The organism is Luteolibacter sp., assembly GCF_039920825.1.
Taxonomy (GTDB): domain Bacteria; phylum Verrucomicrobiota; class Verrucomicrobiia; order Verrucomicrobiales; family Akkermansiaceae; genus Luteolibacter.
This window is the reverse complement of sequence record NZ_JBDSCX010000057.1, coordinates 1-25,073: the sequence shown is the minus strand read 5'-3', so window position 1 is coordinate 25,073 and position 25,073 is coordinate 1. Positions and strand designations below refer to the sequence as shown.

General features: G+C 55.9%; 23 protein-coding genes. 9 read left to right on the top strand and 14 right to left on the bottom strand.

Features of this window, described 5'->3' with window-relative positions; translation table 11 throughout:
- Positions 1 to 347, top strand: a 347-nt coding sequence (locus tag ABIQ96_RS17495) for a hypothetical protein (RefSeq protein WP_348215915.1), incomplete at its 5' end; no start/stop codon positions are given.
- A 159-nt stretch (positions 348 to 506) separates the two neighbouring features.
- Here the strand turns inward: ABIQ96_RS17495 and ABIQ96_RS17490 are convergent.
- The 6 genes from ABIQ96_RS17490 to ABIQ96_RS17465 all read right to left on the bottom strand — a co-directional run bounded on the left by ABIQ96_RS17490 (position 507) and on the right by ABIQ96_RS17465 (position 9,836).
- Positions 507 to 788, bottom strand: coding sequence for a hypothetical protein (locus ABIQ96_RS17490; RefSeq protein WP_348215914.1), 282 nt, complete (start codon positions 786 to 788; stop codon positions 507 to 509).
- The gene (locus ABIQ96_RS17485; protein ID WP_348215913.1) at positions 785 to 5,389 is read right to left on the bottom strand and encodes an RHS repeat-associated core domain-containing protein; all 4,605 of its coding nucleotides are present in this window, start codon (positions 5,387 to 5,389) and stop codon (positions 785 to 787) included. Before ABIQ96_RS17485 ends, ABIQ96_RS17490 begins: the two co-directional genes overlap by 4 nt.
- A gap of 22 nt (positions 5,390 to 5,411) precedes the next feature.
- A complete protein-coding gene (locus ABIQ96_RS17480; protein WP_348215916.1) occupies positions 5,412 to 6,869 on the bottom strand; it encodes a chitobiase/beta-hexosaminidase C-terminal domain-containing protein in 1,458 nt (485 codons plus the stop codon).
- A 468-nt stretch (positions 6,870 to 7,337) separates the two neighbouring features.
- Positions 7,338 to 8,804, bottom strand: a complete 1,467-nt coding sequence (locus tag ABIQ96_RS17475; protein WP_348215912.1) for a hypothetical protein — start codon at positions 8,802 to 8,804, stop codon at positions 7,338 to 7,340.
- Between the two features lie 6 nt (positions 8,805 to 8,810).
- Positions 8,811 to 9,506 (bottom strand): hypothetical protein, encoded by a 696-nt coding sequence (locus ABIQ96_RS17470; protein ID WP_348215911.1) that lies wholly within the window; start codon positions 9,504 to 9,506, stop codon positions 8,811 to 8,813.
- Positions 9,507 to 9,560: 54 nt separating this feature from the next.
- Entirely contained in the window at positions 9,561 to 9,836 is a 276-nt protein-coding gene (locus ABIQ96_RS17465) for an FmdB family zinc ribbon protein (protein ID WP_348215910.1), read from the bottom strand.
- Positions 9,837 to 9,957: 121 nt separating this feature from the next.
- Between ABIQ96_RS17465 and hprK the strand changes: the two genes are divergently transcribed.
- Complete coding sequence (gene hprK / locus ABIQ96_RS17460) at positions 9,958 to 10,917, top strand: HPr(Ser) kinase/phosphatase (RefSeq protein WP_348215909.1); 960 nt, start codon at positions 9,958 to 9,960, stop codon at positions 10,915 to 10,917.
- 21 nt (positions 10,918 to 10,938) lie between these two features.
- Here hprK and ABIQ96_RS17455 read toward each other — a convergent pair whose 3' ends face one another.
- The 4 genes from ABIQ96_RS17455 to ABIQ96_RS17440 form a co-directional block, all read right to left on the bottom strand.
- Positions 10,939 to 11,352: a hypothetical protein gene (locus ABIQ96_RS17455; RefSeq protein ID WP_348215908.1), complete on the bottom strand. Its 414-nt coding sequence runs from the start codon at positions 11,350 to 11,352 to the stop codon at positions 10,939 to 10,941.
- Between the two features lie 68 nt (positions 11,353 to 11,420).
- Complete coding sequence (locus ABIQ96_RS17450) at positions 11,421 to 11,813, bottom strand: PIN domain-containing protein (RefSeq protein ID WP_348215907.1); 393 nt, start codon at positions 11,811 to 11,813, stop codon at positions 11,421 to 11,423.
- Between the two features lie 8 nt (positions 11,814 to 11,821).
- On the bottom strand, positions 11,822 to 12,082 hold the full coding sequence (locus ABIQ96_RS17445; RefSeq protein WP_348215906.1) for an AbrB/MazE/SpoVT family DNA-binding domain-containing protein: 261 nt from the start codon (positions 12,080 to 12,082) through the stop codon (positions 11,822 to 11,824).
- Between the two features lie 56 nt (positions 12,083 to 12,138).
- Positions 12,139 to 12,741 (bottom strand): HNH endonuclease, encoded by a 603-nt coding sequence (locus ABIQ96_RS17440; RefSeq protein ID WP_348215905.1) that lies wholly within the window; start codon positions 12,739 to 12,741, stop codon positions 12,139 to 12,141.
- A gap of 522 nt (positions 12,742 to 13,263) precedes the next feature.
- Between ABIQ96_RS17440 and ABIQ96_RS17435 the strand changes: the two genes are divergently transcribed.
- The 7 genes from ABIQ96_RS17435 (at position 13,264) to phoU (ending at position 20,901) form a co-directional block, all read left to right on the top strand.
- The gene (locus ABIQ96_RS17435; protein ID WP_348215904.1) at positions 13,264 to 14,598 is read left to right on the top strand and encodes a porin; all 1,335 of its coding nucleotides are present in this window, start codon (positions 13,264 to 13,266) and stop codon (positions 14,596 to 14,598) included.
- Positions 14,599 to 14,636: 38 nt separating this feature from the next.
- Positions 14,637 to 15,446: a phosphate ABC transporter substrate-binding protein gene (locus tag ABIQ96_RS17430; RefSeq protein ID WP_348215903.1), complete on the top strand. Its 810-nt coding sequence runs from the start codon at positions 14,637 to 14,639 to the stop codon at positions 15,444 to 15,446.
- 109 nt (positions 15,447 to 15,555) lie between these two features.
- Positions 15,556 to 17,463: a phosphate ABC transporter permease subunit PstC gene (pstC, locus tag ABIQ96_RS17425; RefSeq protein ID WP_348215902.1), complete on the top strand. Its 1,908-nt coding sequence runs from the start codon at positions 15,556 to 15,558 to the stop codon at positions 17,461 to 17,463.
- 12 nt (positions 17,464 to 17,475) lie between these two features.
- Positions 17,476 to 18,603 (top strand): PstA family ABC transporter permease, encoded by a 1,128-nt coding sequence (locus ABIQ96_RS17420; RefSeq protein WP_348215901.1) that lies wholly within the window; start codon positions 17,476 to 17,478, stop codon positions 18,601 to 18,603.
- Positions 18,604 to 18,605: 2 nt separating this feature from the next.
- Positions 18,606 to 19,364, top strand: coding sequence for a phosphate ABC transporter ATP-binding protein PstB (gene pstB, locus ABIQ96_RS17415; RefSeq protein ID WP_348215900.1), 759 nt, complete (start codon positions 18,606 to 18,608; stop codon positions 19,362 to 19,364).
- Positions 19,365 to 19,370: 6 nt separating this feature from the next.
- A complete protein-coding gene (gene pstB, locus ABIQ96_RS17410; protein WP_348215899.1) occupies positions 19,371 to 20,168 on the top strand; it encodes a phosphate ABC transporter ATP-binding protein PstB in 798 nt (265 codons plus the stop codon).
- 31 nt (positions 20,169 to 20,199) lie between these two features.
- Complete coding sequence (phoU, locus tag ABIQ96_RS17405; RefSeq protein WP_348215898.1) at positions 20,200 to 20,901, top strand: phosphate signaling complex protein PhoU; 702 nt, start codon at positions 20,200 to 20,202, stop codon at positions 20,899 to 20,901.
- A gap of 16 nt (positions 20,902 to 20,917) precedes the next feature.
- Here phoU and ABIQ96_RS17400 read toward each other — a convergent pair whose 3' ends face one another.
- The 4 genes from ABIQ96_RS17400 to ABIQ96_RS17385 all read right to left on the bottom strand — a co-directional run.
- Positions 20,918 to 21,805, bottom strand: a complete 888-nt coding sequence (locus ABIQ96_RS17400) for a hypothetical protein (protein ID WP_348215897.1) — start codon at positions 21,803 to 21,805, stop codon at positions 20,918 to 20,920.
- 12 nt (positions 21,806 to 21,817) lie between these two features.
- The gene (locus ABIQ96_RS17395) at positions 21,818 to 23,230 is read right to left on the bottom strand and encodes an MBOAT family O-acyltransferase (RefSeq protein ID WP_348215896.1); all 1,413 of its coding nucleotides are present in this window, start codon (positions 23,228 to 23,230) and stop codon (positions 21,818 to 21,820) included.
- A gap of 182 nt (positions 23,231 to 23,412) precedes the next feature.
- Positions 23,413 to 24,195 (bottom strand): hypothetical protein, encoded by a 783-nt coding sequence (locus tag ABIQ96_RS17390; protein ID WP_348215895.1) that lies wholly within the window; start codon positions 24,193 to 24,195, stop codon positions 23,413 to 23,415.
- Between the two features lie 123 nt (positions 24,196 to 24,318).
- A partial coding sequence (locus tag ABIQ96_RS17385; RefSeq protein ID WP_348215894.1) for a TCP-1/cpn60 chaperonin family protein occupies positions 24,319 to 25,073 on the bottom strand: 755 nt, incomplete at its 5' end.

The window sequence follows — 25,073 nt, the reverse complement described above, 5'->3', positions numbered from 1 at the left end:
AATTCGGGGTCGTGTCTTCTGCGTTTGCCTTTCATTTCGTGTGTGTTTGGTTCGGTTTACAGTCCGCACCCACACACCACAATCATAGCTTAACCCTTGGCCCGAATTCCGGGGACCGGCTCATTCCTCGTTTCAAAACCAATAAGCGACCGGTGCCGCGGCCCCGCCATGTGAATTGGTGTACTCTGACCCCATTTAACTGCCGGGCCCAGGAACTCGACCCCGAAGACTATCTGACCGAAGTCATCAAACGCCTGCCCCACAACGCCACGGTCAAACAAGCAGCGGCCCTCACACCCGCCCGCATCGCCGCCGAGCGCCGAGCCAGCGACCAGCAAGCCGCCTAACTCACGAAAGGGGGACGGATTTACGACGCTTACATGTGAATTGGTGTACTCTGACCCCATTTATTTACTTCGCTTAAGTCAGCGCCATTCGGGACTGCCCCCGTCGATTCACCGCCCCTATTAATTACCTGTAGTCGGAGCAGTTCTCATCGAGACTTTTCAAAGTTTAAAATTATTCTTTGCAGCATATTCCAAAAACAAACCTCCCACCCTGGTATTTATTTCAGATCCTTCGGGAAAATCGACTAGCATATCTATACTGCGTATTATAGGCATTTCATTTTGAATGATATATTTACTCTTCAACTTGGGGAAAATTAAAAATGCAAATTTTCTATCGACATAGTAATAAACCTGCCATTCACGCTTTATTATCAAATGTTTTTTACCAAATAAAATCATCAGACCTCTCAAAAACTTAGTCCAATTTTCTTCTTTCATAGCTTTCCGCACATTTTTGCCAATGGATATTCGATTTTCCTAAATATATCACCCCATTGCTCTATATTCATTCCAGTAATTCTTTGAGCATTCAAAACAAATAAGGTTGATGACGTCCCCCAGATTCCCCAATAGCGGATAGCTCCAGGAATACCAATTCTTATCGCAAGGGAATCCAAAAGTCCCGCCATCTGCCCTCCTGTTGTCATTCCGACAGTTGTCATTCCATAACTGGCAGCTTCTCCTGCAGCAATAGCGGCGCCTTCTTCACCTAACCCACTCCAAAGATATGCCGCTTTCGAGGCGAATAATGCGTTACCACCTGCAATCATGGATGTATAGCGTGCGAAACGCCCATAAAATTTTGAAGCTTCGACACCATCAGCACATTTATCATATGCTCCCGATTCTTGGAAAGGATCACCATATTTTCCTCCTCCTGGAATTATTCCGTCAATTGTTGCGCGCGTGCCGACACCTAGATCTTCCAATCTTGACCACCACCCAATTTCATTAAAGGCCTCCCAATGATCCTTCCACGATGCCAGCCCCAAATGATCGACTGCATTCAGCGGATCACCTCCGACGTAGGCATACAGGTTCATCCCTCCCTCCTCCCCGATCGGATCGGCAGATAGCCACCTGCCCAACTGAGGATCATAAACCCGGAAAAGTGTCAGTAAGATTTCTCCTTGCCCGCCCACCGCGCTTTGCTGGGTGATGTGTCCGGTATAGCCGAGGTCGCAGCCTCCGAGGTAGGCGGCTGCTTGGTATTGTGTTTGCCGCTTCCCGAAAGGATCGTAGTCGTATCTCGCCGCGAGGCTGCCATCGCTGTTCATCACCTCGCGGATGCTGCCGAGGTGGTCGCGGGTGTAGTAATGGCTGGCCCAGGTGCCACCGTTCTTGCGTTGCTCGCCTTGGGACAGATACTGGCGGTCAATGTTGGCCATGGTAGTTCCTCCGTTATAGCGGCATAGGAGATGGATTCCTTCATAGAGATAGTAGTAATGGCCGCTTTCGGCAGTTCCCGTTTTCTCGATTTGTTCATCACGCTGGCCGAGGGCGTTGTAACGGTACTCCGTTGTTTTGTTGGAACCTGCTCCCCAGATGATTTTTACGAGGCGGGATTGGCGGTCCCACTCGTAGCTGCGGACACCGCCGGTGAGCATGTTTCCCTCATCGTCGTAAAAATCAGTACCCGCCGCGACTGCGGTGGCTGAGGCCAGATTGAGCCCGTAGGTGTAGCTGGAGACATTGTTCGAGCCGTCCTTGGCTTGGATGTTGAGCTGGTTTGGACCGGTGACGAGGTCGAGACTGGCCTCGAAGCGGTTCCCTTCCAGCATTCGGGCATCCCTCCACTCGGTGGCGATGCTGGGCTTGAGCTTAACGGTGGCGGGTTCATCGGTGTTGCCACGCACGACGACGGTTTTCACGCCCGCCGACCCGCCGATGCCGTCTATCTGGTTGAGGTTGTTGTGGGTGTAGGTGGTCATGTCCGCGCCAGTTCCGGAGGTTTCTACCTGCTTGGAGGCGATGTTGCCAGCAGCATCGTAGGCGTAATGATAGCCGGTATTCGCAACGCTGGAACCTGCAAGCGGCTGGTTGATAAGCGAACCAAGCTGGCCGGCCTGGTCATAATAGGCTGTTGACTGATATTGAAGGGTCGGATTATTCGTAGGATCGGGGTTGGCAAGTTGAGCTTCGCGTTTCCATGTCTGGATGTTGCCCAGCAGATCGTAACCGTAAGTGTGCTTCGCCACAGTCGCTCCGCCCGGCTTCTTGGAAGTGATCGATTCAAGTGCCCGGTCAAAGACATCGCCGTGGTAGGTGAATGCAGTGTCGAACCCGGCATCGGCTCCCGTATGGGTGATGCTATTAAGCTGCGTGGAAATGGTGGTCGCAGTGTCATCATAGCCGTTGGTAAAGATGCCAAGCACATTCGCCACGGACTTCATGCGGCCAAATGCGTCGCCAGCGGTGACTTGGCTCATCCCGCCGGGGCTGTTGCGGGTAACCTTCCGATCGGCATCCTCGTAAAGGTAGCCAATGGTATCATCCGCCCACGGCCCGTCGATGGAAGTGAGACGTCCGAGAAGATCGTGGGTGAAGGTAGTGGTTCCCGGTGTCACATTGGAGCCGCTTCCTTGGATCTGTTTGAACGGCCTTCTCCAGGAATCGTAGTCGAAGGATACCGTGCTCTGGCCCGAAATAGAGTCGAGCTGACCGTCATATTCGTACGAAAAATAGGTTACTTGTTCGCGCCGATTTGTGTAATTACTGATTTTTCCTCCTCCATAGCCGGTAGAGACGGGATAGTATTTGAACACTTCTCTGGTGAGATCCGAATAGGTTTTATCCGTCAATTGATTCGCGCCGTTGTAAACCCACTTTGTCACCTGGTTCTTGGGGTCGGTTAATTCTGTGAGACGCCCTGCAATATCGAAGAGGTAGCGCGTCGTGCTGCCATCGGTCTCGGTGGTAAAGAGCGGGAGGGCGCGTTTGTCATGAAAGGTGATCGAGCGACGGAGGGTTTTCTCTGTCGAGCCGACCATCTTTCCATAGCGAGTTGTTTCGATATAACAGCAAGCCCAATCATAAGCCTCAAAGCTTTCATCAGAGTGAACCTCCCTGGTAAGACGATTCAGATCATCGTAACGGTAGTAGGTCAACTGGCCATCCGCGCTGAGGCTTGCGTCGATCACGCCCCTGCCATCGATATCGTAGGTGGTGGTAGCTACCACAATTCCATTGAGAAAAGTTTTGAATGGACGCAGATGGGAATCGTAACTGAATTCAACAACATCCCCGGTGACGGAATCCGTGATCCGCTGGGGCAAGCCGTTGGCATACCAGACATAGGTGAGTTTTCGTCCATTGACGTCGGTTACCCATTCCACATCACGGCTGCCCGTGTAATATTTGTATTCAACAAGGGTCTTGTTTTGACCAAGATACTTGCGCGAGACAGTTTTTACATCAATTCCATTGGTTTCATAAACGAAATCAATGGTGCTGTCTGTTTGGATATCTGTAGCCCCTGCAGGGGGAAGAGGCGCGGCAATCCCGTTGAGAATAATGTGAGTTGGCCGGCCTTGATTGTTGCCAGTATAATCAACAAGGTTATACCCGCCATTCTCGTCCGGAACTCGGGAGGGCAACCGGGTATTCTGGTCATAGTAGTTCTCAGAAACATCCCAATAGTAGGTACTGATGTTCTCAGATTCGAAAATTTCCTTGTGATTGATGACTCCCTGGCCAGCAGCAAGGGTTTTTCCGATTTTCATATGCGCACCTTGCTCCGGCCGCAGCTTATCCGGAGCGCGCTGCATCTGGAACGGATTTCTGATATAGGTATTTCCATTCAGACCACAGAAATAGTATTCTGTCGGATTATCAAGATGGTCTTTAACCGTAATCCGGTAATTCGTCCACATTTTCTGATTCTGGTTCGGATAATCGTGGGGAGGATACATATAACTGTATCCAGCGCCAAACGTCACATTCATTGTCTTAAATCCATCAGCAGGCTCGGTCTCGATCGAGGTCTTGCCTGTTGGAGTGGTAATGCTGCTGACGAAAAGCTGAGATGTTAGATCAGGTTGAACCCATTGCCCGCTTGAGTTGACCTGGCGGATTGTGAAATCGTAGGTTTGGGCTTCCGTATAGGTGTAGCCATAAACAAGCCCTCCCATATCAATCTGGCCGGACAGGTTCCCCTGACTGTCGTAGCTGAAATGGCACGAGCGCCCGAACGGGTCGTCCATGCGGACAATCCGTGACAGGGAACCTGCGACTGTATTATCGTAAACGATATTCCACTCGCCACCAGGAAGGGCGGAATGGGAGATCCTGGTGATAGCACCTTGTGTGTTGTGTGTGATTGAAATCGAATTGTTGTGACGGTCCGTGATACTCAGGAGAAGCGGCACTGAAGTATCTTCCGGCCAAACGTAGCCGGGAGGTGGGGCGACGGGATTGATATTCGGGTCATGGAATGGAATCATGGCATCAGGGATTCCGTATTGGAATTTGGTGCCGTCCTGGCTGGTGAGCGTGAACTCATGAAGGCTGTTTTGGGTGAGGACTCGGAAGTCCCCTTTGGGGGATTGGTAGGTGACTGGATAGCTCGCTGGGATAAGATTCCCTTCTACCTCTGTCCACACCACGTTTGTGGGGGCCGGGAAGGTTTCGAGCCTTCCATCACCATCCTTGACCTGAACACGCGCTCCCGGAGTGATTAGCAAGTAGGACGCATATTCGAATGACCATTTTTTACCAAACGGTATATAGTTGTTCAGAGAGTCCTGGCTGTTGAACATCAAGGTCATATTCACCGAGGGACCGACCGGAGCCTCCCACCACATCGGGGTATCGATGACTTTGAAGTTCATATTAATGGGGTTGACGCTGTATGAGGGTAGGCCGCAACTTTTGCAGTCCCCATCGCTTTTGCCCAAATTGCTGACCTGAGCCGGTTGTCCACAACACCCCCCGATAATTTGGTCAAGGTTTTCCGCCGGATGGATGTGTTCATTTGCCGGCACGGGCTTCAACAGGAGGGCAAAGCCGGACCAGCTCTTTTCAAAGGAAGCACGAGGCATCGATGTGGAGGCAGAAATACGGCTATCGTAGAGTTTGACTGAATCCCGCCCCGTCGACGCCACCTGCGGCAATGCTGGCAATGTGAGATAACGAACCGCTGCCGTCCGTGTCCAAGACAAGACGTGCACGTCCGCGACCTGTTAGGGTATTATCTCCCAACTCGCCGTCCGCATTCCCTCCCCATGCCCAAACCTTCCCATTGCTATCCAAAGCCAGCGTATGCCGCGGTCCAGCCGCCACTGCCACAATTTGCTCCAGCGGGCTGTTGTCCCATTTCAAGACCACTTCAGGGGTTGCTACATTTGCCGAGGACACGGACCCGTTGCCCAAGCGGCCAAACTCCTGCTGACCGAAACAATAGACCTTCCCCTGATTGTTTGAATTCCATTTGACCGCCGCACTGTGAGCCACCCCCGCGCTAATGTCGCTGATGTTGCCTAAAATTGTCGCTTGGGTGGCACGATTGAAAGACGTTGTATTTCCCAAGCCGAGTTGGCCGCTGGTATTGAGACCCCACACCCAGACATCTCCGGTGCCACCCGCAAGCTCCGACATATGAGCGGTTCTGGCCAGCATGTGGTTCCCCCCTGCTGCAATCTGAACGATTCCGGTCAATGCTGAATAAGGAGAAGTGGCGGTCTTGACTGATTTTGCATAGAGATCATCTCCATTTACTATCCGTCCCAGACGCCCGAAAGCATTGCTCCCCCAAGTGTAGACTTTGCCGCCAGTAGAGGAATCAGAAAGTGCGGCAGAGTAGTTGTCTGCCGCACTCACTTGAATGCACCCTGTCAGGAAATCACTTGCGGTGGTACTTTTCACCACAGGTTCCGAACAGAAATCTGTGGGGGTGACAGTGGAGTTGTCGCCGAGCTGACCCAAATCGTTCAGGCCTGCCGCGTGCACCGCCCCGGCTGAATCCAAAAAGACGCTGTGCTTCAGTCCCGCAGCAACACGCTCTCCGTTGATAAAGTCCACAGTCGAGGACCTTCTGGAAAGTTGGGGAAAGGTTTTCCTACCTAGCGTGCCACTGCGATTCGCGAGTCGGCCGTATTCTTGTTGCCCCCAACCGTAAACCGCCTGATTTGTTTTGACAGCCATGCTGTGCATGCCACCCGCAGCAATATCTCCAACGACTTTGTAATCCGCCGTCATTACCGCGCTTGTATCCGACCCTACCCACGCCTTCGCCTTCAACGTGAGCGAACGCTGGATCATCACCAAATTCCCAGTGGGAACCTGAGGGTCAGCAAGCGTGGGAGTTGCACCATTAGTCGTATAATGAATCGAGGAGTTCGAAGTAACGCAGGTTACGGACACGTAAAAACCGATGGAAGCTTGGGCATCGCCAGGCGCAAATATTGGCGTTGCAACCGTCCCGAAGGCAGCCCCAGCCGACAAAAGAAATGAGGCAATGCATCGCCAGACTGACGGAGTCAGCCGCAGTTTCGCAGCGGAATTCTTCCCTGCCTGGCACATGCTCGATGGATGGCTCATAAGTATTATCTCGGTTTCGAATTTGATTTCAAAAAGAATTTAAAAACACCTCTCAAAGTCAGTGGTGTCCACCACATCCAGCCCACAGGGGTTAGACCTCAAACAAATTCCCGGCAAGAAAAATCTCAGGTCTGATAGACGAATGCCGAAATGGTACGATACCGTCACGAAACCGCAGCTTCCCTGTGGTTAAAACCAACTATACTCCAAGCTTGGACAGCTGGATCGCCCAGTATGTCTTTGATTTCCAGACGAAGAGGAAGCTGCTAGCTCACCGCCCTTCAACCTGCGCCGCGAGGCAGCGGAAAAAAACAGCAGCCGGAATCAACGAGCAACCATCCGAAATCCACGTTCTTTCAGGTCCTGACGGTGCCGGCAGTAGCAATTTTTAACAGATCCGAATGGAAGGAGCTGGGACCGAAAGCGTTCTGTCAATCTGGACAGACGGCCTCACTTCGGCAGCGGCGGTAGGTTCGGGATTTCGCCATTAGGCGTCGATTCCACGGGAGCGGTGTTTTCGAGACCGCGGTTGAAAATGGCGTCGAGGCGGTCGAGGTATTTCGAAAGCTCGTCGTCGCGCTGGTGGGGGTTCGACTTGAGACGCTCCTTGAGGCGGAGGTAGTCGTCGAAGGCACCGCTGGTTTCGCGGGCGCGGGTGATTTCAAACCAATTGAGATAATCGCTGGCGCGGGCGGCCTTCGCGGTCATCGTGGCCCGCCGCTCATCGATGGCGGTTAGAGCGGCGGTGACATCCTTGGTTTTGTTCTTCGCGATGTTGGCGAGGATGATCTGATATTCCGCCAGAATCGGGCGATACGACGGGAAACAGCGATAGCTCAAGCGGACCAAAGCGTCCTGCGCGAGCCGGACGGAGTTTGCGCGCTCGGCTTCGGGCAGGGCGGCGATCTCGGGCCAGTAGATGAGTTCCTTCTGTTGGACGAGGCCTTCGCCGTCGCGGAAATTCAGCCGCAGTGATTCGGCAAGCATGGCATCGGTTTTAGAAATCGTTAGAATATCCGAGGCGAGGTTCTGCGCGCCGATGTTGGCGAGCTGCAACTGCCACCATTTGGAAAGGCTGGTTTCGGATAGATTGAGCTCGGGAAAATGTTTGCGGAGCAGTGCGGGCATTTCACCTTGGAAGTCGGCGACCTCCGCGAGGAAATTGCGGAACGCGCTCTTGCCCTGCGGTTGTTGCAGCAGCGCCATCACCAGCGCGCCGGACGAAACATGGAACGCCGCCCGTGACGCGCCGTCCATGTCGTCGAAGCCGCGTTCGTCGAGGGAGAACAGGTCGTCGAGTTTGAAGAGTCCGCCGGTTTTGAAGAGCGCTTCATAAAGCCGCCGGTCGCTCTGATTAAGCCGCCAGGCAGTGGCTTCGCGCAGGCCGTCCACCAGCCACGGCGGCACTAAATACGGCGTTTGGGAGACGGTGTTAGGACGATCCTTGAGCGTCCGTTCGTAAATGAGTGCGGCGGTCGTCGCGAATTTCAACCGCTCCTGCTCGATGCCGCGGCTGAGGTGCACGTCGAGGTGGATTTCAAAGCCCGCCTCGCTCACGAGGATTTCCGTGGCCACCGTCCTGCGCGGCAGCGGGTCGCCGCTTTTACCGTGCAGGGTGATGGAAATGGGAATCTTCCACCACGCGGTCTCCGGCTCCTTGAAGGCGGCACCCGTCTTGACATCTTCGGTTAGACGGAGAAGTTCATTTCTCGCCTCTTCCGCCAACATTACGGTTGCCGAGCGATCTTCGGAACCGCCGCCATTGACGCGGAATTGTTTGGTGCTGCTGATCACGCGGTCCTGCCCTGCGAGCTTGAGCGGCTCGGGCGGCTCGGTGACCTGCACGGCGCGCGGGATTTCCTGCGCGGCGGCCAGCGCGGTGACAATCAATCCCAGAACCAGCGGACGGAGGATCATCTGAACTCAAAATATCTGGGGCATCCCCTGATCGCCCAACGTCTCGCGAGGATCAAGGACAATCCGGTCGTTCTCGAATTTCACGCGCTGCATCTTGCTGAAGGCCAGTTCGGTTTCCGCATTGAACAGTGCGGCAATTTTCTCGTAAGACGGCAGGACGAGATGGAGGAATCCCTGCGGCACGACGAGCTTGCCTAACCGGCCGCCCTTTTGCGGGAACTCGTAATCCTTGAGGAAAGGACCGCCGGACGGATTATAGCTGGTGATGATTTCCTTGCCGCTTTGTTCTTTATCGACCTTGAAATACATGGAAATCGTGAACGGCATCCCGAAGACGCTGCGCTCCATGATCAACTCCGCGTGGCCTTCCTCCAGGCGGACCCAGAAGTGCTCCAGTTTGACCGGGTCGGCGAGCAGTCCGCCTTGTTTCATCACCAGCGTGGAGGCGATCCATTGATTGATTTCCGCCTCTGATAGAGTGACGGCGTAGTTGCGGTCGATGGCGCTTTGGAGGACCGCCTTCATGTCGCGGACCGGAGTGGCTTTCACGGCAGGGCCGTAACCGCCGAGGTCCGTCAGGTCCTGGGGCTGGACGACGAAGAATACGGCGGTCGCCAGTCCACCCATCGCCGCGAGCAGGATGAGCAGGAGCAATTTGGAGAAACAACCTCCACCGGATTTGGGTTTTTTGGGTTCGGCCATGAGCTGTCTGATTATCACGCGCCGGGCAGCTTGCAAGGCCTCCCTTCGCAAAGGTCAATCGGCGGACTTGGGAGCCGGTGCCGCCGCAGGAGCGGGAGGTGCGCTTGCGGCTCCGTCCGCTTTCGCTCCGGCTTGATAGGACGAGGAGCGGTAGTCGGTTTGGTAGAATCCCGCGCCTTTGAAAATGATGCCGCCGCCGGTGCCGAGCAGGCGTTTCACCTGGCCGTCACAGCCGGGCTGCGGGCAATCGGTGAGTTTCGCATCATTCATGCCTTGAAACACTTCGAAACGTTTCCCGCATTTTTGACATTCGTAATCGTAATTTGGCATGGTTCTTGGCGGTTCTTGTAGCACGTTCCATTCCCCGCGCAACTCCGGGTTTGCGGGCGGGATGCCGCCCGGCGTGGGATTTCGCGTGCCGTGGCTGGCGGGATCTGTTTGTATCGCGGCCATGCCTCCACGCGTCAAAACCGTCGCTTCGATCTCTGTTGAAAAATTCTTCGAAGCCCACGCCGAGTCGCTGGGATTGAAGCTACAAGGCGAAAAAGTCGGGTTCGACCGCCTGATCAGCGAGCCGGCGATGAACCGCCCCGGCTTGGCGCTCGCGGGGTTTTTCTCCTACTTCGCCCGGAAGCGCGTCCAGGTACTGGGAAACTCCGAGCTCTCGTATTTGAAGAAACTTCCGGAATCGATGCGCGTCGACCGCTTCCGACGGATGTGTGATCGCGACATCCCGTGCATCGTCGTCGCCCGCGGCTCGACACTCGAGGACACTCTGGCGGACGTCGCGAAGGAGCACGGGATTCCGGTTTTCGGCACCACGCAGGTGACCATGAATTTCCTCAACGCCGCGACGATCCGGCTCGAACATGAGTTCGCGCCCAGCGTCACGCTGCACGGCTGCATGGTCGATATGCGCGGTGTCGGCGTGCTCATCGTCGGTCGCAGCGGCGCGGGAAAATCGGAGACGGCGATTGGACTGTTAGAGCGCGGGGCCTCGCTCGTCGCCGACGACATGGTGCGCATCAAATACGTCGGCGGCGAGTTGGTCGCCACCGCCCCCGACCTGTCGCGCGGCTACATGGAAATCCGCGGCATCGGCATCATCAACGTCGCCAACCTCTACGGCCTCGCCTCGATCCGTCCGGACAAGCGGCTTGATCTCGTCGTCACGCTCAAGCCGCAGACGGATCTCAACGAGGTGGACCGCATCGGACTCCAACAGAAGACTTACGAAATCCTCGGCCAGCAGGTCGTCCATGTGGAAATCCCCGTCGGCCCCGGAAGAGACACCGCCCGCATGGTGACCATCGCCGCGCTCGACCAGCAGTTGAGAAAACTCGGATATAACATGGCGGATGAGTTCAACCAGAAGCTGCTCAATCACATGGGCGGCGGCGGGGCGATGTGATCCAAGCTGTTCGCCTGCGACTCATGGCCAGCGTTTGCGGCCCCCACCGGCGGATTGTTTTTTCTCCCACCTCCGGCAAATGCAGTCCAAACCGAACCCCACGATCCAAGCGATCCCCCAGCAGGTCCCGGTCATCTTGAGAATCATCGCCACATCAATTTGCCGGGTGATTGCGCCCCGCTGGATCGCGTCCAAAATAATGAGCCACATCGGCCCCGGCATGGCGCCGCCCTCGCTGGCGGCCAAACCGGGCATGAACCAGAAGGTGAACACAGCGGTATGAATGGCGATTCGCAGTGCAGGAAACGGGATGCGTTTGGCGAACAACATCGAAAGCCTGATCAAGCCAACACCGAGGGCGATGTAAACGAGGATGACGATCAGCAATAGGGCCACGACGATAGAGTCGTTAGACCAACGTGTCCGGGTTGGCAAGATTGAACCCTAAATCCACGAAATTCACCACCCCAACCCTGCCGCTTGGGCTATAGTATGGCGGTGGATCATTTCACAGACAACACAACTACATCGGCCAATTTTCCTGCGGATTTCTCACAGGTCAGCAACTGGCTTTGCGCTTCGATGGCTGCCGAGTGAATCAAAAGATCGACGAATCCCGGTTTCGAGCTGGCGAGATTTCCTTTTGCCAGAACGACGGCAGCATGCCCGCTGGACAGAATGGTGCCTGCTTCAAGAAATACACGCAAAGCCTTCAGCGCTTCCAACTTGGAGATTTTGTAATGATGCTGGAGGGCAAAATAAGCTTCCGAGACCACCAGATCCGACACCCATAGATAACAGCCGCTTTCATTCAGTATCCTGATTTTTTCCAGAGCAATTTCGGCAAGGTCCAACGGATCTCCCACCAGCAAACGAATCACCACCGAAGTATCCAAGGCATACTTCATTCGCCAGTCCTCTTTCGGCCTTTGGCGATACTGGAACGAACCGCTTCCATCGAGTGATCGTCCACTTTGGCTGCTTTGTCGCGAAGCATCCCGAACCAAGGACTTTCAAATTGTTTTGCGCGCAGGATGTAAACCTTCCGGCCGTCAACCATTGCGGTTTCGAGATTGATGATGTCCCCAGGCCCTACATGAAGCGCGTCACAAGCCTCTTTGGGGAATGTCACCTGACGTTTGCTGGTAAGCTTCAATTGCGGCATGTTTGTAACATTTCATGAATTACCTTACTTTTCAATACGAAAGTAAGGCAACTTCCTCAAGCCGACCTGCGCTTATCGTCCCGTTCCAGATGCAGGAAATGATTCCAGCTCTCGTCCGCGAGGCCGTTTTCATGCATGCCGAAAAGCGGCCTCCAGCGGGGTGCGAAGGGCTTGATCTGCGGGTGCATGTTTGCCTCGTGCGGCAGCTTGTTGCCCTTGCGGGTATTGCAGCGGAAGCAGGACGTGACGATGTTGTCCCACGTCGTGCGGCCGCCTTTGTCGCGGGGCATGACGTGATCGAGATTGAGCTGCGTTTCGGGCAGGACCTTGGTGCAATACTGGCAGGTGAACTTGTCGCGCAGAAAGACATTGCGGCGGGTGAATTTCACCTCCAACCGCGGTAGCCGGTCGTAAACCGAGAGAACGACGATCTTCGGAACACGGATCGCGATCCGGGCACCGTGGATCATTTCCGCATCCGTATTTCCGACGGAGTAGGAAATCCATGAGGAAAGATCATGGGAATTGAAGCGCTCGTCACCTTCCACCTGCACGACTTGGGCATGTCCGAGGCAGAGCAAATGGAGCGACCTGCGGACGGAGCAGGTGTGGATCGGTTGCCAGAACCGATTCAATACGAGCACGGGATGTTCGAGCACGGCATTCATAAACCTTCTCAACCAATCGTGCGCAAGCTAGCAGAGCCCGCCGCCTCGGCAACCCAAAAGGTCGGGAAATCCATTTCATTCGATCCGTGTCTGACGGCCCTCCTGTCGGGTGGGTGCGGCGGCGGTCGTTTGGTGACTTCCAAGGGTCATTTCGTCACATAGCGATCCGATTGTGACGTTTTTGTAGCCGATTTCGAATGGTCTCAGAGACGGTGAAATCCGAAAGTCTACAGGTATTGAGACCGCCCAAAAGTGCCATCACCCATCATCAAACGCAGATTAAACACTGATTTTCAAGGAATTACATCTCACCACCCGATTCAATCCATCTCGCTCACCAAAACTCCGGGAGCCCTCGGACAAACGAAGTGAGGATCCAAGGGTCGCAGGCCTTGTGACATATTTGTCACAAAAGTCACCTTGGGTGCGCGACGGGAGGCCAATAACAAGCGGGCGTGCCTGACGCCCTGTCACGGATTCGTCACACAACCCACGCCAAACCAAATGCAATCCATGAAATCGATCCAACGCACCCTGCTCGCCACCAGCATGCTGGGCTGCCTTTCCGCCCGAGCTGGAACCGAAACCTCTGCCGAACCGTCCGCCGTGGCCGAAGCAGGCTCATCAAGCACCGCCACCGGCCTGCTGCTTGGCAAGCTGACCGGCGAAACCGCCATGGACCGGGCATGGTCCGCCGCCACCCTCTATAAGGACGAGAACAATCCGATCCTCCAGGAATTCTCCCTCCAAGGACGCCTTCAGGTGCAATATGCCGACGGTCACTCGGACAACGGCCACTTCGACATCGAAGATTATGAAAACGCGGGTAAAAACGGCGTTTGGGGCGACAAGTTCGAAGCCCGCCGCGCCTATTTGGGCTTCAAGTCCAAGTGGTTCCAAAACTGGAAGCTTGAAGGCCAGATCGACGTGAACACCACGTCTCCGATCGGCACGTCTGATGGTTACGAATTCTACCAGGACATCTACGACCTCTATCTGACCTATGCTCCATCGGACGAACTCAACGTCTCGATCGGCAAGCAGGAGGTGAAGCTGTCCCGCGAACAGGAAATTTCCTCCAAGGACATCGTGACCTTCGAGCGCAGCATGGTCACCAACATGCTGCACGCCGGCAACCTCACCGGTATTTGGGCCAGCGGCAAAGGTATCCAAGAGCATTGGCTCTACGAAGCCGGTATTTATGCGAATGATCAAAATCCGGAGTTCACGAATTTCGAAGGAGGAGCCCTTTTCCTCGGTAAAATCGGCTATGACTACTCGGCGCAATCCAAACTGGACTCGGCCATCGTCTCGTTCCGCTACGAGCACAATACGGATCCCGGCTATCAGGATTCCGGTAGCAATGCGACCTACCCTTACAGCAAATCGCCGGCGTTCACCGATGCGTTCGCGATTTCCAACGATATCATTCAAGGACGTTTCGGCCTGACAACGGATCTTCTCTTCGGTCTCGGCTTCGACGGAAACGCCGAACAAGCTGGAGCCACCGTGGCAATCGACCAGTCGAACGTGGTCGCGCTCAACATCATCCCGACCTATTTCATCGCGGATGGAGTCCAACTCGTCGGGCGCTTGCAACTCGCATCCAGTTCGGACCCGGACGGTCTCGTCCTCGGATCGCGCTACGAAGGTGTTTCACCTGACTACACCGCGGGCAAGAGAAGCTCGGACTCGAAAGGCAACGCCTACACCTCCGCCTATCTCGGCGTGAACTACTACATCTACGGTAACAAACTCAAGCTCATGAACGGCGTGGAATTTTCCCACCTCGGCGGCGGCGACTACGACGGAGCCACTTTCCTCAGCGGCCTCCGCATGTCCTTCTGATTTTCCAAGCAGACCTATCTAACTAAAATCGAAACCATATGAAAACCATCAGCACTCTGTTTGCAACGGCAGCCATGATCACCATGGCCGGCGCGCAAACCCTCAGCATCAAAGGCTCCGACACCCTCGGTGCCAAACTCGTCCCGCAACTTGCCGAAGGCTTCAAGGCCGCGGGCAACACCGGCGTGAAATTCGAAATCGCCGCGGAAGGTTCGACCACCGCGTTTCCCGCGCTTGCTAACGGAACCGCACAAATCGGCATGTCTTCCCGCAAGGTGAAGGATGACGAACGCACCTTCTGCCGCACCAAGGGAGTCTATCTCAAGGAGCACGAAATTTGCCACGACATGATCGTCGTCATCGTGAATAAAAATTCCCCGCTCTCGAAGCTGACCAAGGATCAGGTCGCCAAGATTTTCACCGGCCAGATCAAAGACTGGTCCGAAATCGGCGGCGCTCCCGGCGCGATCTCGATCTACACCCGCAACACTTCCTCCGGCACCTACAAGGACTGGCAGAAGCTCGCCATGGGCGGCCGCGACTATCCTTCAAGCTCGCTGAAAATGGCGGGTAACGAGCAGATCGCTCAGGAAGTCGCCAAGAACAAGAACGGCATCGGCTATGTCGGCCTCGCCTATTCCAAAACTTCCGGCACCAAAACGCTCACCATCGACGGTGTCGAGCCAGTGGCCGCGAATGCCAAGAAATACGCTTACGCCCGCCTTTGCTACCTTTACGCTCCTGACAAACCAACCGCCGAGGCGGAGGCGTTCATGAACTATGTCGAATCCGCTCCCGGCCAGGACATCGTCCGCAAGGTCGGATTCATTCCTGTGAAGGATCTGTAATACGGATCCCTGTTTTCGGTTGTTATCGAAATGAGCATCGCAGGCTCGCCCGCGATGCTCATTTCCTTGTTTCTCCCCTCCCCTCCCGTTACCACGTCGTCCATCAAGCATGCCGCAGGAAGAACCATCATCCAACAAAACGCCCCATCGATTCCAGAGGCGTGGATTTTCCTACGAACGGGCGATCAAATACTTCTTCGCATCCAATGCCGGACTGACCATCGTCATCCTGGCGCTCATCATCATTTTCCTCCTCAAGGAAGGCCTCGGATTTTTCCCCGGCTACCGGCGGGAACTCGAGGTCTATCGCATCGCCGGACTGGAGTTCGTCGATATTTCCCGGAAAAACCTAACCGCCCAGGAACAGCTCACCAGCGTCCTCAACCGCGCCTATTACGCTGAAATCAACGGCCAATGTTTGAAACAAATGCGCCGCTCGCAGGAAGCCAGCGCGCTCTTCAATGCCTACGCCGACCAGACCGGAGCCACCCGCGATCTCGTCCTGAACAATTCGCAGGCCGGCAGCGATCCTAACTCGGAAATGCTGGCCACACTCAAGGCCAACTACGAAAAGCAAAAGCTCAAAGCGCTTTCCCACCTTCCCGCCACACCGCACCTAACTGAGAGCGAGCGTCATGATCTGATCGGATCCCTCCGCTCCCGCGCTGTGGACGCCACCGAAGATCCAGCCCTCGTCACATCCCTCGCGGAACAATTCGCAGCCGCCCAACAGAAGAACGCAGAGCCGCTGCAAGGCATGCGCGCCACCATCGATTCGTTCGGATCAGCGGGCTCGGAACTGAGTTCCCTCGTTTCGGAAATGACCGAGTCCGTCACCGCCACCAAGGACAAAATCCAGGGCGCGGACATCATCGAAAAGGATCGCAAGACCCTGCTCGCCGCCGCCGCCAGCGCCAAGGATCCCGCCGAGCGCGAAAAACTAACGGCCGAGGCTCAGGCTTCCATCGCGGACAAGCCCGACGTCGAAGGTCCCATCCAGCTTCTGTTGGAACGCCGCCCCGACTGCATCAAAGCACACGCCATTCTCAAGGAATCTTCGGTGGGCATTCTCGACCAGCTTCCGGAAAAACTCACTCAACCCGAAGCCGCACGTCTGCTGAAAGTCGCCCGCAACACGTGGCCGATCTTCATCGCTGATCTTGAAAAGACACCCGCTGAAATCAACTCGTGGAATCATGACGCACCGGTCGCGCTGACCACAGCCATTGGCTCTTTCCTCACCGGCAAAGACTGGGTCACCGGTGGCGAATGGCAGGATTTCTACGGCATCCTTCCGCTCGCCGCAGGTTCCCTGATGATTTCCATCGTCGCCCTTATCATCGCGATCCCCAGTGGCATCGGTGCCGCGGTTTACGTCAACCAGTTCGCCTCACCTTGGGAGCAATCGGTGGTAAAGCCGGTCATCGAATTCATCCAAGCCATTCCATCCGTGGTGCTCGGCTTCATCGGCATCCTGGTTTTCGGCACGGTGTTGCGTGACCTCTCGCTGCTGGATTCTTTGCAATGGATTCCCGGATTCCCTATCGAGGAAAGGCTCAACATTTTCACCGCAGGCTGCCTGCTCGCGCTGATGAGCATTCCCACCATTTTCTCGCTCGCCGAGGACGCCATCAACAACGTGCCCGGAGCCTACGCTGAAGCATCCGAAGCTCTCGGAGCCTCCAAAATCCAGACCACATTCAAGGTCGTCATCCCCGCCGCATTTTCCGGCATCCTCGCGGCGGTCCTGCTCGGACTCGGTCGGGTGATCGGTGAAACAATGGTGGTCTTGTTAGTCGCTGGCAATCGGATCAAGATCCCCGATTTCTCCGCCGGACTCGGAACCTTTTTCCAACCCGCCCACACGCTGACCGGCATCATCGCGCAGGAACTCGGCGAGGTTCCGTTGGGCAGCGTCCACTATCGCGCGCTGTTCGTCGTCGGCATCGTGCTGTTCGCCGCGGTTCTCGCGATCAACGCCACCGCGCACCGCTTCGTGAACAAGATGAAGCACTAATTTTTCAGATCCATGATCAATCCTGAAAAGCTCATCCGCAAAGGTCTCCCCAAGGGACACTTCAAGGATCTCGTCGTGCGAACACTGCTCGGAAGCGTCACTTATATCGTCGTCCTCATCGCGGCATTGTTATTTGGAAAAATCATCATCGACGGCGCACCCGTTCTTTTCAAAGCGGAAGCACCCTTCGTTGACTTCGAATTTTTAACCGCGAAAAACGAGACACTCCATGTCTTTGACGACGCACAAGGCAACCGTCACCAGCTTCCGGCTTCGGCTTACAGCGATTATCTTGCAAAACACGAAGGAGTCACGATCTACAACGAGCAAACCTATTCCTACTCCGGCGGCGGCATCGCCGGTCCCATTGTAGGCACCGCGCTGCTGACCATCGGCTCAATGATCCTCGCGCTGTTCTTCGGCATCTGCGCCGCGATCTATCTATCCGAATACGCAAAGCAGAGCCCGTTCATCCATGCAGTCCGTCTGGCCATCCTCAACCTCGCCGGCATTCCCTCCATCGTCTTCGGCCTCTTCGGCTTCTCGGTCTTCGTCCTCGCGGTGCCCGTCATCACGTCGGCTCCGTCGGACCGCTCGTTGCTCACGCTTCCGCTTTTCATCGGCAACTATTTCCTAAGTTTCCAAGGCTGGAACTCCTCGCTCATCGCAGGCTGCGCCACGCTGGCCTGTATGATTTTGCCGGTCATCATCACCGCGTCCGAAGAATCGTTGCGCGCGGTTCCACAAGGCTTTCGCGACGCTTCGCTGGCGATGGGAGCCACCCGCTGGCAGACGATCCGGAAATGTGTGCTGCCTTATTCGTTACCCGGAATCCTAACATCCTCATTGCTCTCGATCGCCCGCGTCGCCGGAGAAACCGCTCCGATCATGTTCACAGCCGCTGTTGCCGCGAAGGACGATCTGCCATGGCAGGGATTGAAGAGTCCCTTCGATCTCCTCTCATCGCAGGTCCAAGCATTGCCCTATCACATCTACACGCTGGCCGCGCGCATCCCGAATTCGGAATACACCCAGAGCGCCCAATACGGCTCGGTTTTCGTTTTCCTCCTGCTCGTCGCCGTTCTATCAGCCGGCTCCATGGTCCTGCGCGCCAAACTGCGGGCGAAACTCAAATGGTAAGCATGCACACCGCGATTCAAATTAAAAACCTCCGCTTCGCCTACGGTGCCAAGCAGGTGCTGCACGACGTCAGTTTGGACATCCCCGCGCGGCAGGTCACCGCGTTTATCGGGCCTTCCGGCTGCGGCAAGTCGACCCTACTGCGCTGCATCAACCGCATCAACGACCGCATTCCCAGTGCGAAAATTACCGACGGCTCGATCCTTGTTCACGACATCGACATCAACCGCAGCGACATCGATCTGCAGGAACTCCGTCGCCAGATCGGCATGGTTTTCCAGAAGTATAATCCGTTCGCGAAGTCGATTTACGAAAACGTCGCCTTCAGCCTTCGCGTTGCAGGTAAAAACAAACGCGCCGAGCTCGATGAAGTCGTCGAAAACGCCCTACGCGGCGCCGCTCTGTGGGATGAGGTGAAGGACCGCCTCCACACCAGCGCCTTCGGCCTATCAGGCGGCCAGCAGCAGCGGCTGTGCATCGCCCGCGCCATCGCCAACCAGCCGGAAATCCTGCTGATGGATGAACCGTGCGCCGCGCTTGATCCGCTCGCCACCCTGAAGATCGAGGAGCTGTTGATGGAGTTGAAGAAAAAATACACCATCGTCATCGTCACCCACAACATGGCACAGGCCACCCGCTGTTCGGACAAGACGGCGTTCATGTATCTCGGCAACCTCGTCGAATACGGCGACACCATGCAGATCTTCGAGAAACCTCGGGAAAAACAGACGGAAGCCTACGTCACCGGAACCTTCGGCTGAACCACCATGCACGACATCCTCAACCGCCCGGCCACCGAACCGCAGACAGGATCCTCCATCTCCGTGGAAAGCCTCGACTTCTGTTATGGATCGTCGCGGGCATTGAAAAACATCGACCTGGAAATCCCGGCGAACGGCGTCACCGCCTTCATCGGCCCCTCCGGTTGTGGCAAGTCCACACTCCTGCGCTGCATCAACCGGATGAATGATGAAATCCCCGGCACCCGCATCACCCAGGGCGGAATCAAGGTTGGCGGCATCGACATCTATCAAAAATCAGTGGACGTGGTGAAACTCCGCCGCGATGTCGGCATGGTGTTCCAGAAATCCAATCCATTTCCCCGCAGTATTTATGAAAACGTCGCTTACGGCCTGCGACTCCGCGGGGAAAGCAACAAGGCGGTTCTCGACCAATCCGTGGAAGAAGCTCTCCAGGCCTCCGCGCTGTGGGACGAGGTGAAAGATCGCCTTCAGGAATCGGCGCTCGGGCTTTCCGGCGGACAGCAACAACGGCTCTGCATCGCCCGCACCATCGCGGTGAAACCGCTGGTCGTACTGATGGATGAGCCGTGCAGCGCGCTCGATCCCATCGCCACCGCGAAGGTCGAGGAACTCGTTTGGAACCTCAAGGAGGACTACACTTTCGTCATCGTCACCCACAGCATGGCGCAGGCGGCACGGGTTTCCGATAAAACCGCTTTCTTTTACATGGGGGAGCTGATAGAATCTTCTGATACATCGAAAATGTTCAGCAATCCCACCCACAAAAGGACCGAGGACTACATCAGCGGCCGATTTGGCTGATTTCCTGCTCAGAATACAGAAACACCCATCAATGAACAGCCCGCACATCTTCCGCGATTTCGACAAGGCGATGGAATCCTTGAAAGGCGAAGTCCTGACCATGGCCAGCCTTACCCGTCAGAATCTTGAAAAGGCGATGCGCTCCCTGCTGGAACGTGACATCGACCTGGCACGCACGGTCATCGCCGATGACTCGGATGTCGATGACCTCGAACGCAAGATCGACCAGGCTGGCATGGACATCCTCGTCCGGTTTCATCCCGTGGCCTCCGATCTGAGACTGGTGATCACTTCGATGAAGATGGCTCACAATCTCGAACGCATCTCGGATCATGCGGTGAACATCGCCAAACGCTCGAAAAAAATCTGCAAGGCCCAGCCCCTCGAAGAAGCATCGCTGGCCGAGCCTTTGTATTCACTTGCCGACAAACTCCTGCGCGACGCGCTGATGGCCTACACCGATGCTAACAGCGAACTCGGTGAAGGATTGAAGGCGCGCGATAAGGAACTCGATCGCCTCCACAAGCAGATGATCGCATCACTCAGCGGACGCTTGGAAGACTCGAACGGCCGCTCGGAAAACCTGCTGCACCTCATTTTCGTGGCTCGCTCGATCGAACGGATCGGAGACCTCGCGGTGAACATCGGTGAGGACGCCGTTTTTCTTGGCGAAGCCCGTGACATCCGCCACGAGTACCGCAAGCAGGCGTCGTCCGAAGAACAGGCGGACTAACGAATTTCGGCCCGCATCATTTCAAGCTGTCCGCTTTCTCCAAGATTTTCCGGGTCACCTTGTCGGCGTCGGCCTTGACCAAATGGATTCCGTCCGACGTCTGGTAGGCGCTATCGAAATCGAAACGCAGCCATGTGTATTGATCCTCGGGGAAACGTGATGCCATCGCTTTCCTAACGGCAACCGGCTCGGCGAGTTCCATCAGCGTCGGATCGATGGGCATTTCGAAGAAAACACATTTGGTTCCCGCGCGGGTGAGGGCATCGACGATATCACCCAAGCGCTTGGTTCGCGCCGCCAGATCCGATTCCGACGGCGGGCGTCCGAGATGCTCGCGGTTCGCGCGCATGACGTTTTCCATGACGGATGCGTCCAGCGGTTGTTCCGCCGCAGGCTCGGCTTTTTTGCCACCATTCAAGACCTTCGTCACGCCATGGAAGATTCTTCCCACCCATGCATTGAGGAATCCGACTTCGTAATTCGAAGGTCTTCCCTCCTCCTTGAACACGGGCGATGCGTCCCGCAGCTTGCGCCGCCACGGGCTGGTCGCATCATCCGCAAGGCTCTTGTCGGTGTCGCGCAGCAGGGTGTTCGACTCGATGAACAAGACCGGCGGCTGCTTGCCGGTTTGATGAATGATGTCGAGTCCGGTGAACGATCCGCCGGCCGGAAAGGTGAGTTTCACGAAGCCCTTGCCGAGGATCTCCTCGTTCAATTCGTTAGACATTGATGATCCTACCACGACATTCGCTGACGGCGGCGAGTCGTGAACGAATTGCTGGGCACGGAGGTAATTCGCCCGTTGCTGGCCGGGGATCCAGAAATAGTTCCGCGACAAATGAGGCAGGATGAAATGGTATCCCAGAACGAGGACGAGCGCGGTGATGAGGGTTCGTTTGATCATTCCCGGGTTCCGTTAGAATTGGAAATAGATGAAGGTTCCCGTCGTCCCACTGTCGAGGATGATGGCGGCGATGAGGAAACCGAAGATCAGAAACTCGTATCTCCGCACCTTGTCCCAACGCCGTTTCAACAGATACCAGCCGTAGTAGAAAATCACCGGCAGCGAGTAGGTCAGCACATGGGCGATGAGTGTGAAATTGGTTTCCGCGTGGCTGTGGACCATCGCGTTCAGATAGGCGATGACGTGCTCAAACTTCGGCAGTTTGAAAAGCAGCCACGCCACGGTCACGAAGGAGAATACGAGAACAGCCTGCACGATGCTCACCAGCGGATGCTTCGGCAGCTTAATGAAGTTTTTCCCGAATCGTTCCGCCGCCAGCGCGAGGCCGTGGAAACTTCCCCATACCGCGTAACTCCATGCCGCGCCGTGCCAGAGCCCGCCGAGGAACATGACGACAAACAGGTTGATGTAGGTCCGGACGTTGCCTTTGCGATTACCTCCTAACGGAATGTAGAGATACTCGCGCAGCCAGGTGGACAGCGAGATGTGCCAGCGCTGCCAGAATTCGGTGAACGAGCGCGAGATGTAGGGGTAGTTGAAATTCTGCGGCAGCGAATAGCCGAACAACGCCGCGAGCCCGATGGCAATGAGCGAGTAGCCCGCGAAGTCCGAGAAGATCTGCATCGAGTAACCGAACAACAGTGTTGCCAATGTCAGCGGCGATTCCTTGAGAAAATAGGGAAACTCGATCCAGAACGTGGAATCCTTGAGGTTGTCGGCGACGACCATTTTCAGAAAATAACCGGTAACCAGCGCGCGGAAAGCGATCTGCCATGATATTCCAGCGAACGTCTTCGGCACGATCTGCGGATAGAATTCGTGCGCCTTGATGATGGGTCCCGCGACGAGACTGGGGAAAAATGATTTGAAGAGCATCGTGTTCTTCAAGTGCTCGATGAAGGAATCCGGAACCATTTCCGGATAGCCGAACGGGTCGTTGGGCTGCTTCGAGCGAAACACTTCCACGACGAGGCTGATGCCTTGAAATGTGAAAAACGAAATCCCGATCGGCAACGGAATCGTTAGAAGGAAATGTCCGATCGAACCATGATCGCCGCCGAACAAAGTTTTCGCAACGAGCGGACCGTATTTGAAAAACAACAGCAGGCCGAGGTTGAGGCTCACCCCCATGATCGCCCAGAATTTCTGCGATGTCTTCCTGCCCGTGGCGATCTTGTAGCTGGTGACCACGTTGATCAGAATCGAAAGGATCAGCAGGATGACCAGCAGCGGTGCTTCCCATGAGTAGAACAGGAAACTCGCCGTGGTCAGCACCAGCACCTGCCACGACCGCAGCGGCGGCAGGTAGTAGATCACGAAGGTGATCAGGACGAGAATGACGAAGGGGAGGCTGGTGAAAAGCATTGGGGGGAGAAGCTTTGCATTTTCCGTGCCCGGGTCGGTTACCCGGAAGATTTTGTCCACCGAGGTCGGACCTGATGGCAATCAGGGCGATCTTGTAATGGGTCCGGGTGCTTTTGGAAAGGTTTTTAGCGGACCTACGCGATGACGTGTGGCGATGACCACCACCCCGTTTTTCCCGCCGTTCACGGCTTGGGGCTCGCAAGGCCAGCTGCCAGATCGACTTTCACCTTGGCGTCCTCGCGACCGGTCCATGTTTCCACGGCCACGATCACATTTGTCTGCGCGGCTTTGAAGGAATAGGTGATTTCTCCGGAGCCCTTCCCCGCGAATCCCATCCAACTGGAGCTGGTTTGATTGGATTCGACGGCCGTTCCATCCTGAGCGTAAAAGCGGACGCCAGCAAACTCCTCGGCCTTGCGGTTGCTAGAGAGGACGATTTCAAAAGCCCCGTCGCCAAATTTGGGCTTGCCGGAGGATTTCACCTTCAGCTCTGGCAGTTCGCCCGCTTTGGCCGCGGGAAATTTCACGGCAGCTCCAGCAGCCACCGCAAGGGGCTCACTGCGGGTTTCCGCTTTGCCGGTCGCGAAGGTCACCGGGATTTCGCCGGTTACCTTGAGCGTTCCGTCCGGGGACATCTGGGTGCTGCCCGCAGCTTCGAATTCCAGGCGGGCAAAAAGATGGTCTTTTGAAAACGCCGAATCTCCGCCAAAGAACCTGCATTTCGCAGCCGTACCGCCGATCTTGAGCGTGGCCTTGTCTCCGTCGATGCCGACCATCTGCTTGCCACCGCCGTGGATCATCAGGACGACGCCACAGCCTTTTTCAGAGTTGTAGGTTTTGAAACCGTCAAACTGCTTCGAGCCATCGTCGAAGATCGCCTGAATGCCAGCGAGTTTCACCACGGGATCGGCTGCTTGCACGGCGGAGGCAAAAAGAAGCGGAGTCAGGAGGAGGATGGTTTTCATTTCAGGTAAAAGATGGAGGGAAAAACTATCAGGTCGATTCCAAAACAACGAAAAAGCCGGACAGGTTTCCCTGCCCGGCTTCTTGTTAGCTGTGGCGTCGGTCTGTGACCGTCGCATGATGACTTACATCATGCCGCCCATTCCGCCCATGCCGTGGTCGTGACCACCGCCGCCGCCGGCTGCTTCCTTGGCAGGAAGGTCGGTGATGAGGCACTCGGTGGTGAGCAGGAGTCCGGAGATGGACGCTGCGTTTTGGAGCGCGGTGCGGGTGACTTTGGTAGGATCGACAACACCAGAGGCGATGAGGTCTTCGAACTTGTCGGTCGCGACGTTGTAGCCTTCGCCACCTTTGCCTTTTTTGACTTGTTCGACGATGAGCGCTGCCTCGCGGCCGGCGTTGGCAACGAGCTGGCGAAGCGGAGCTTCCACGGCGCGGGCGACGATGCCTGCTCCGGTCGCTTCATCACCCGTGAGGCCGAGGTCGCCGATGGCGGCCTGGGCGCGGATGAGGGCGGTGCCACCACCGGCGACGATGCCTTCTTCAACGGCCGCGCGGGTCGCGTGGAGGGCGTCTTCGACGCGGGCTTTCTTTTCCTTCATCTCGGTTTCGGTGGCAGCACCGACGTTGATGACGGCGACGCCGCCTGCGAGCTTGGCAAGACGCTCTTGAAGCTTCTCACGATCGTAGTCGCTGGTGGTGTCTTCGATCTGACGACGGATTTGGTTCACACGGCCGGTGATGCCTTCGGATGTGCCGCCACCTTCAACGATGGTGGTGTTTTCCTTGGTGATGGTGATGCGCTTGGCTTCGCCGAGGTCGCTGAGTTCCACGGACTCCAGCTTGATGCCGAGGTCTTCGGTGATCACGCGGCCACCGG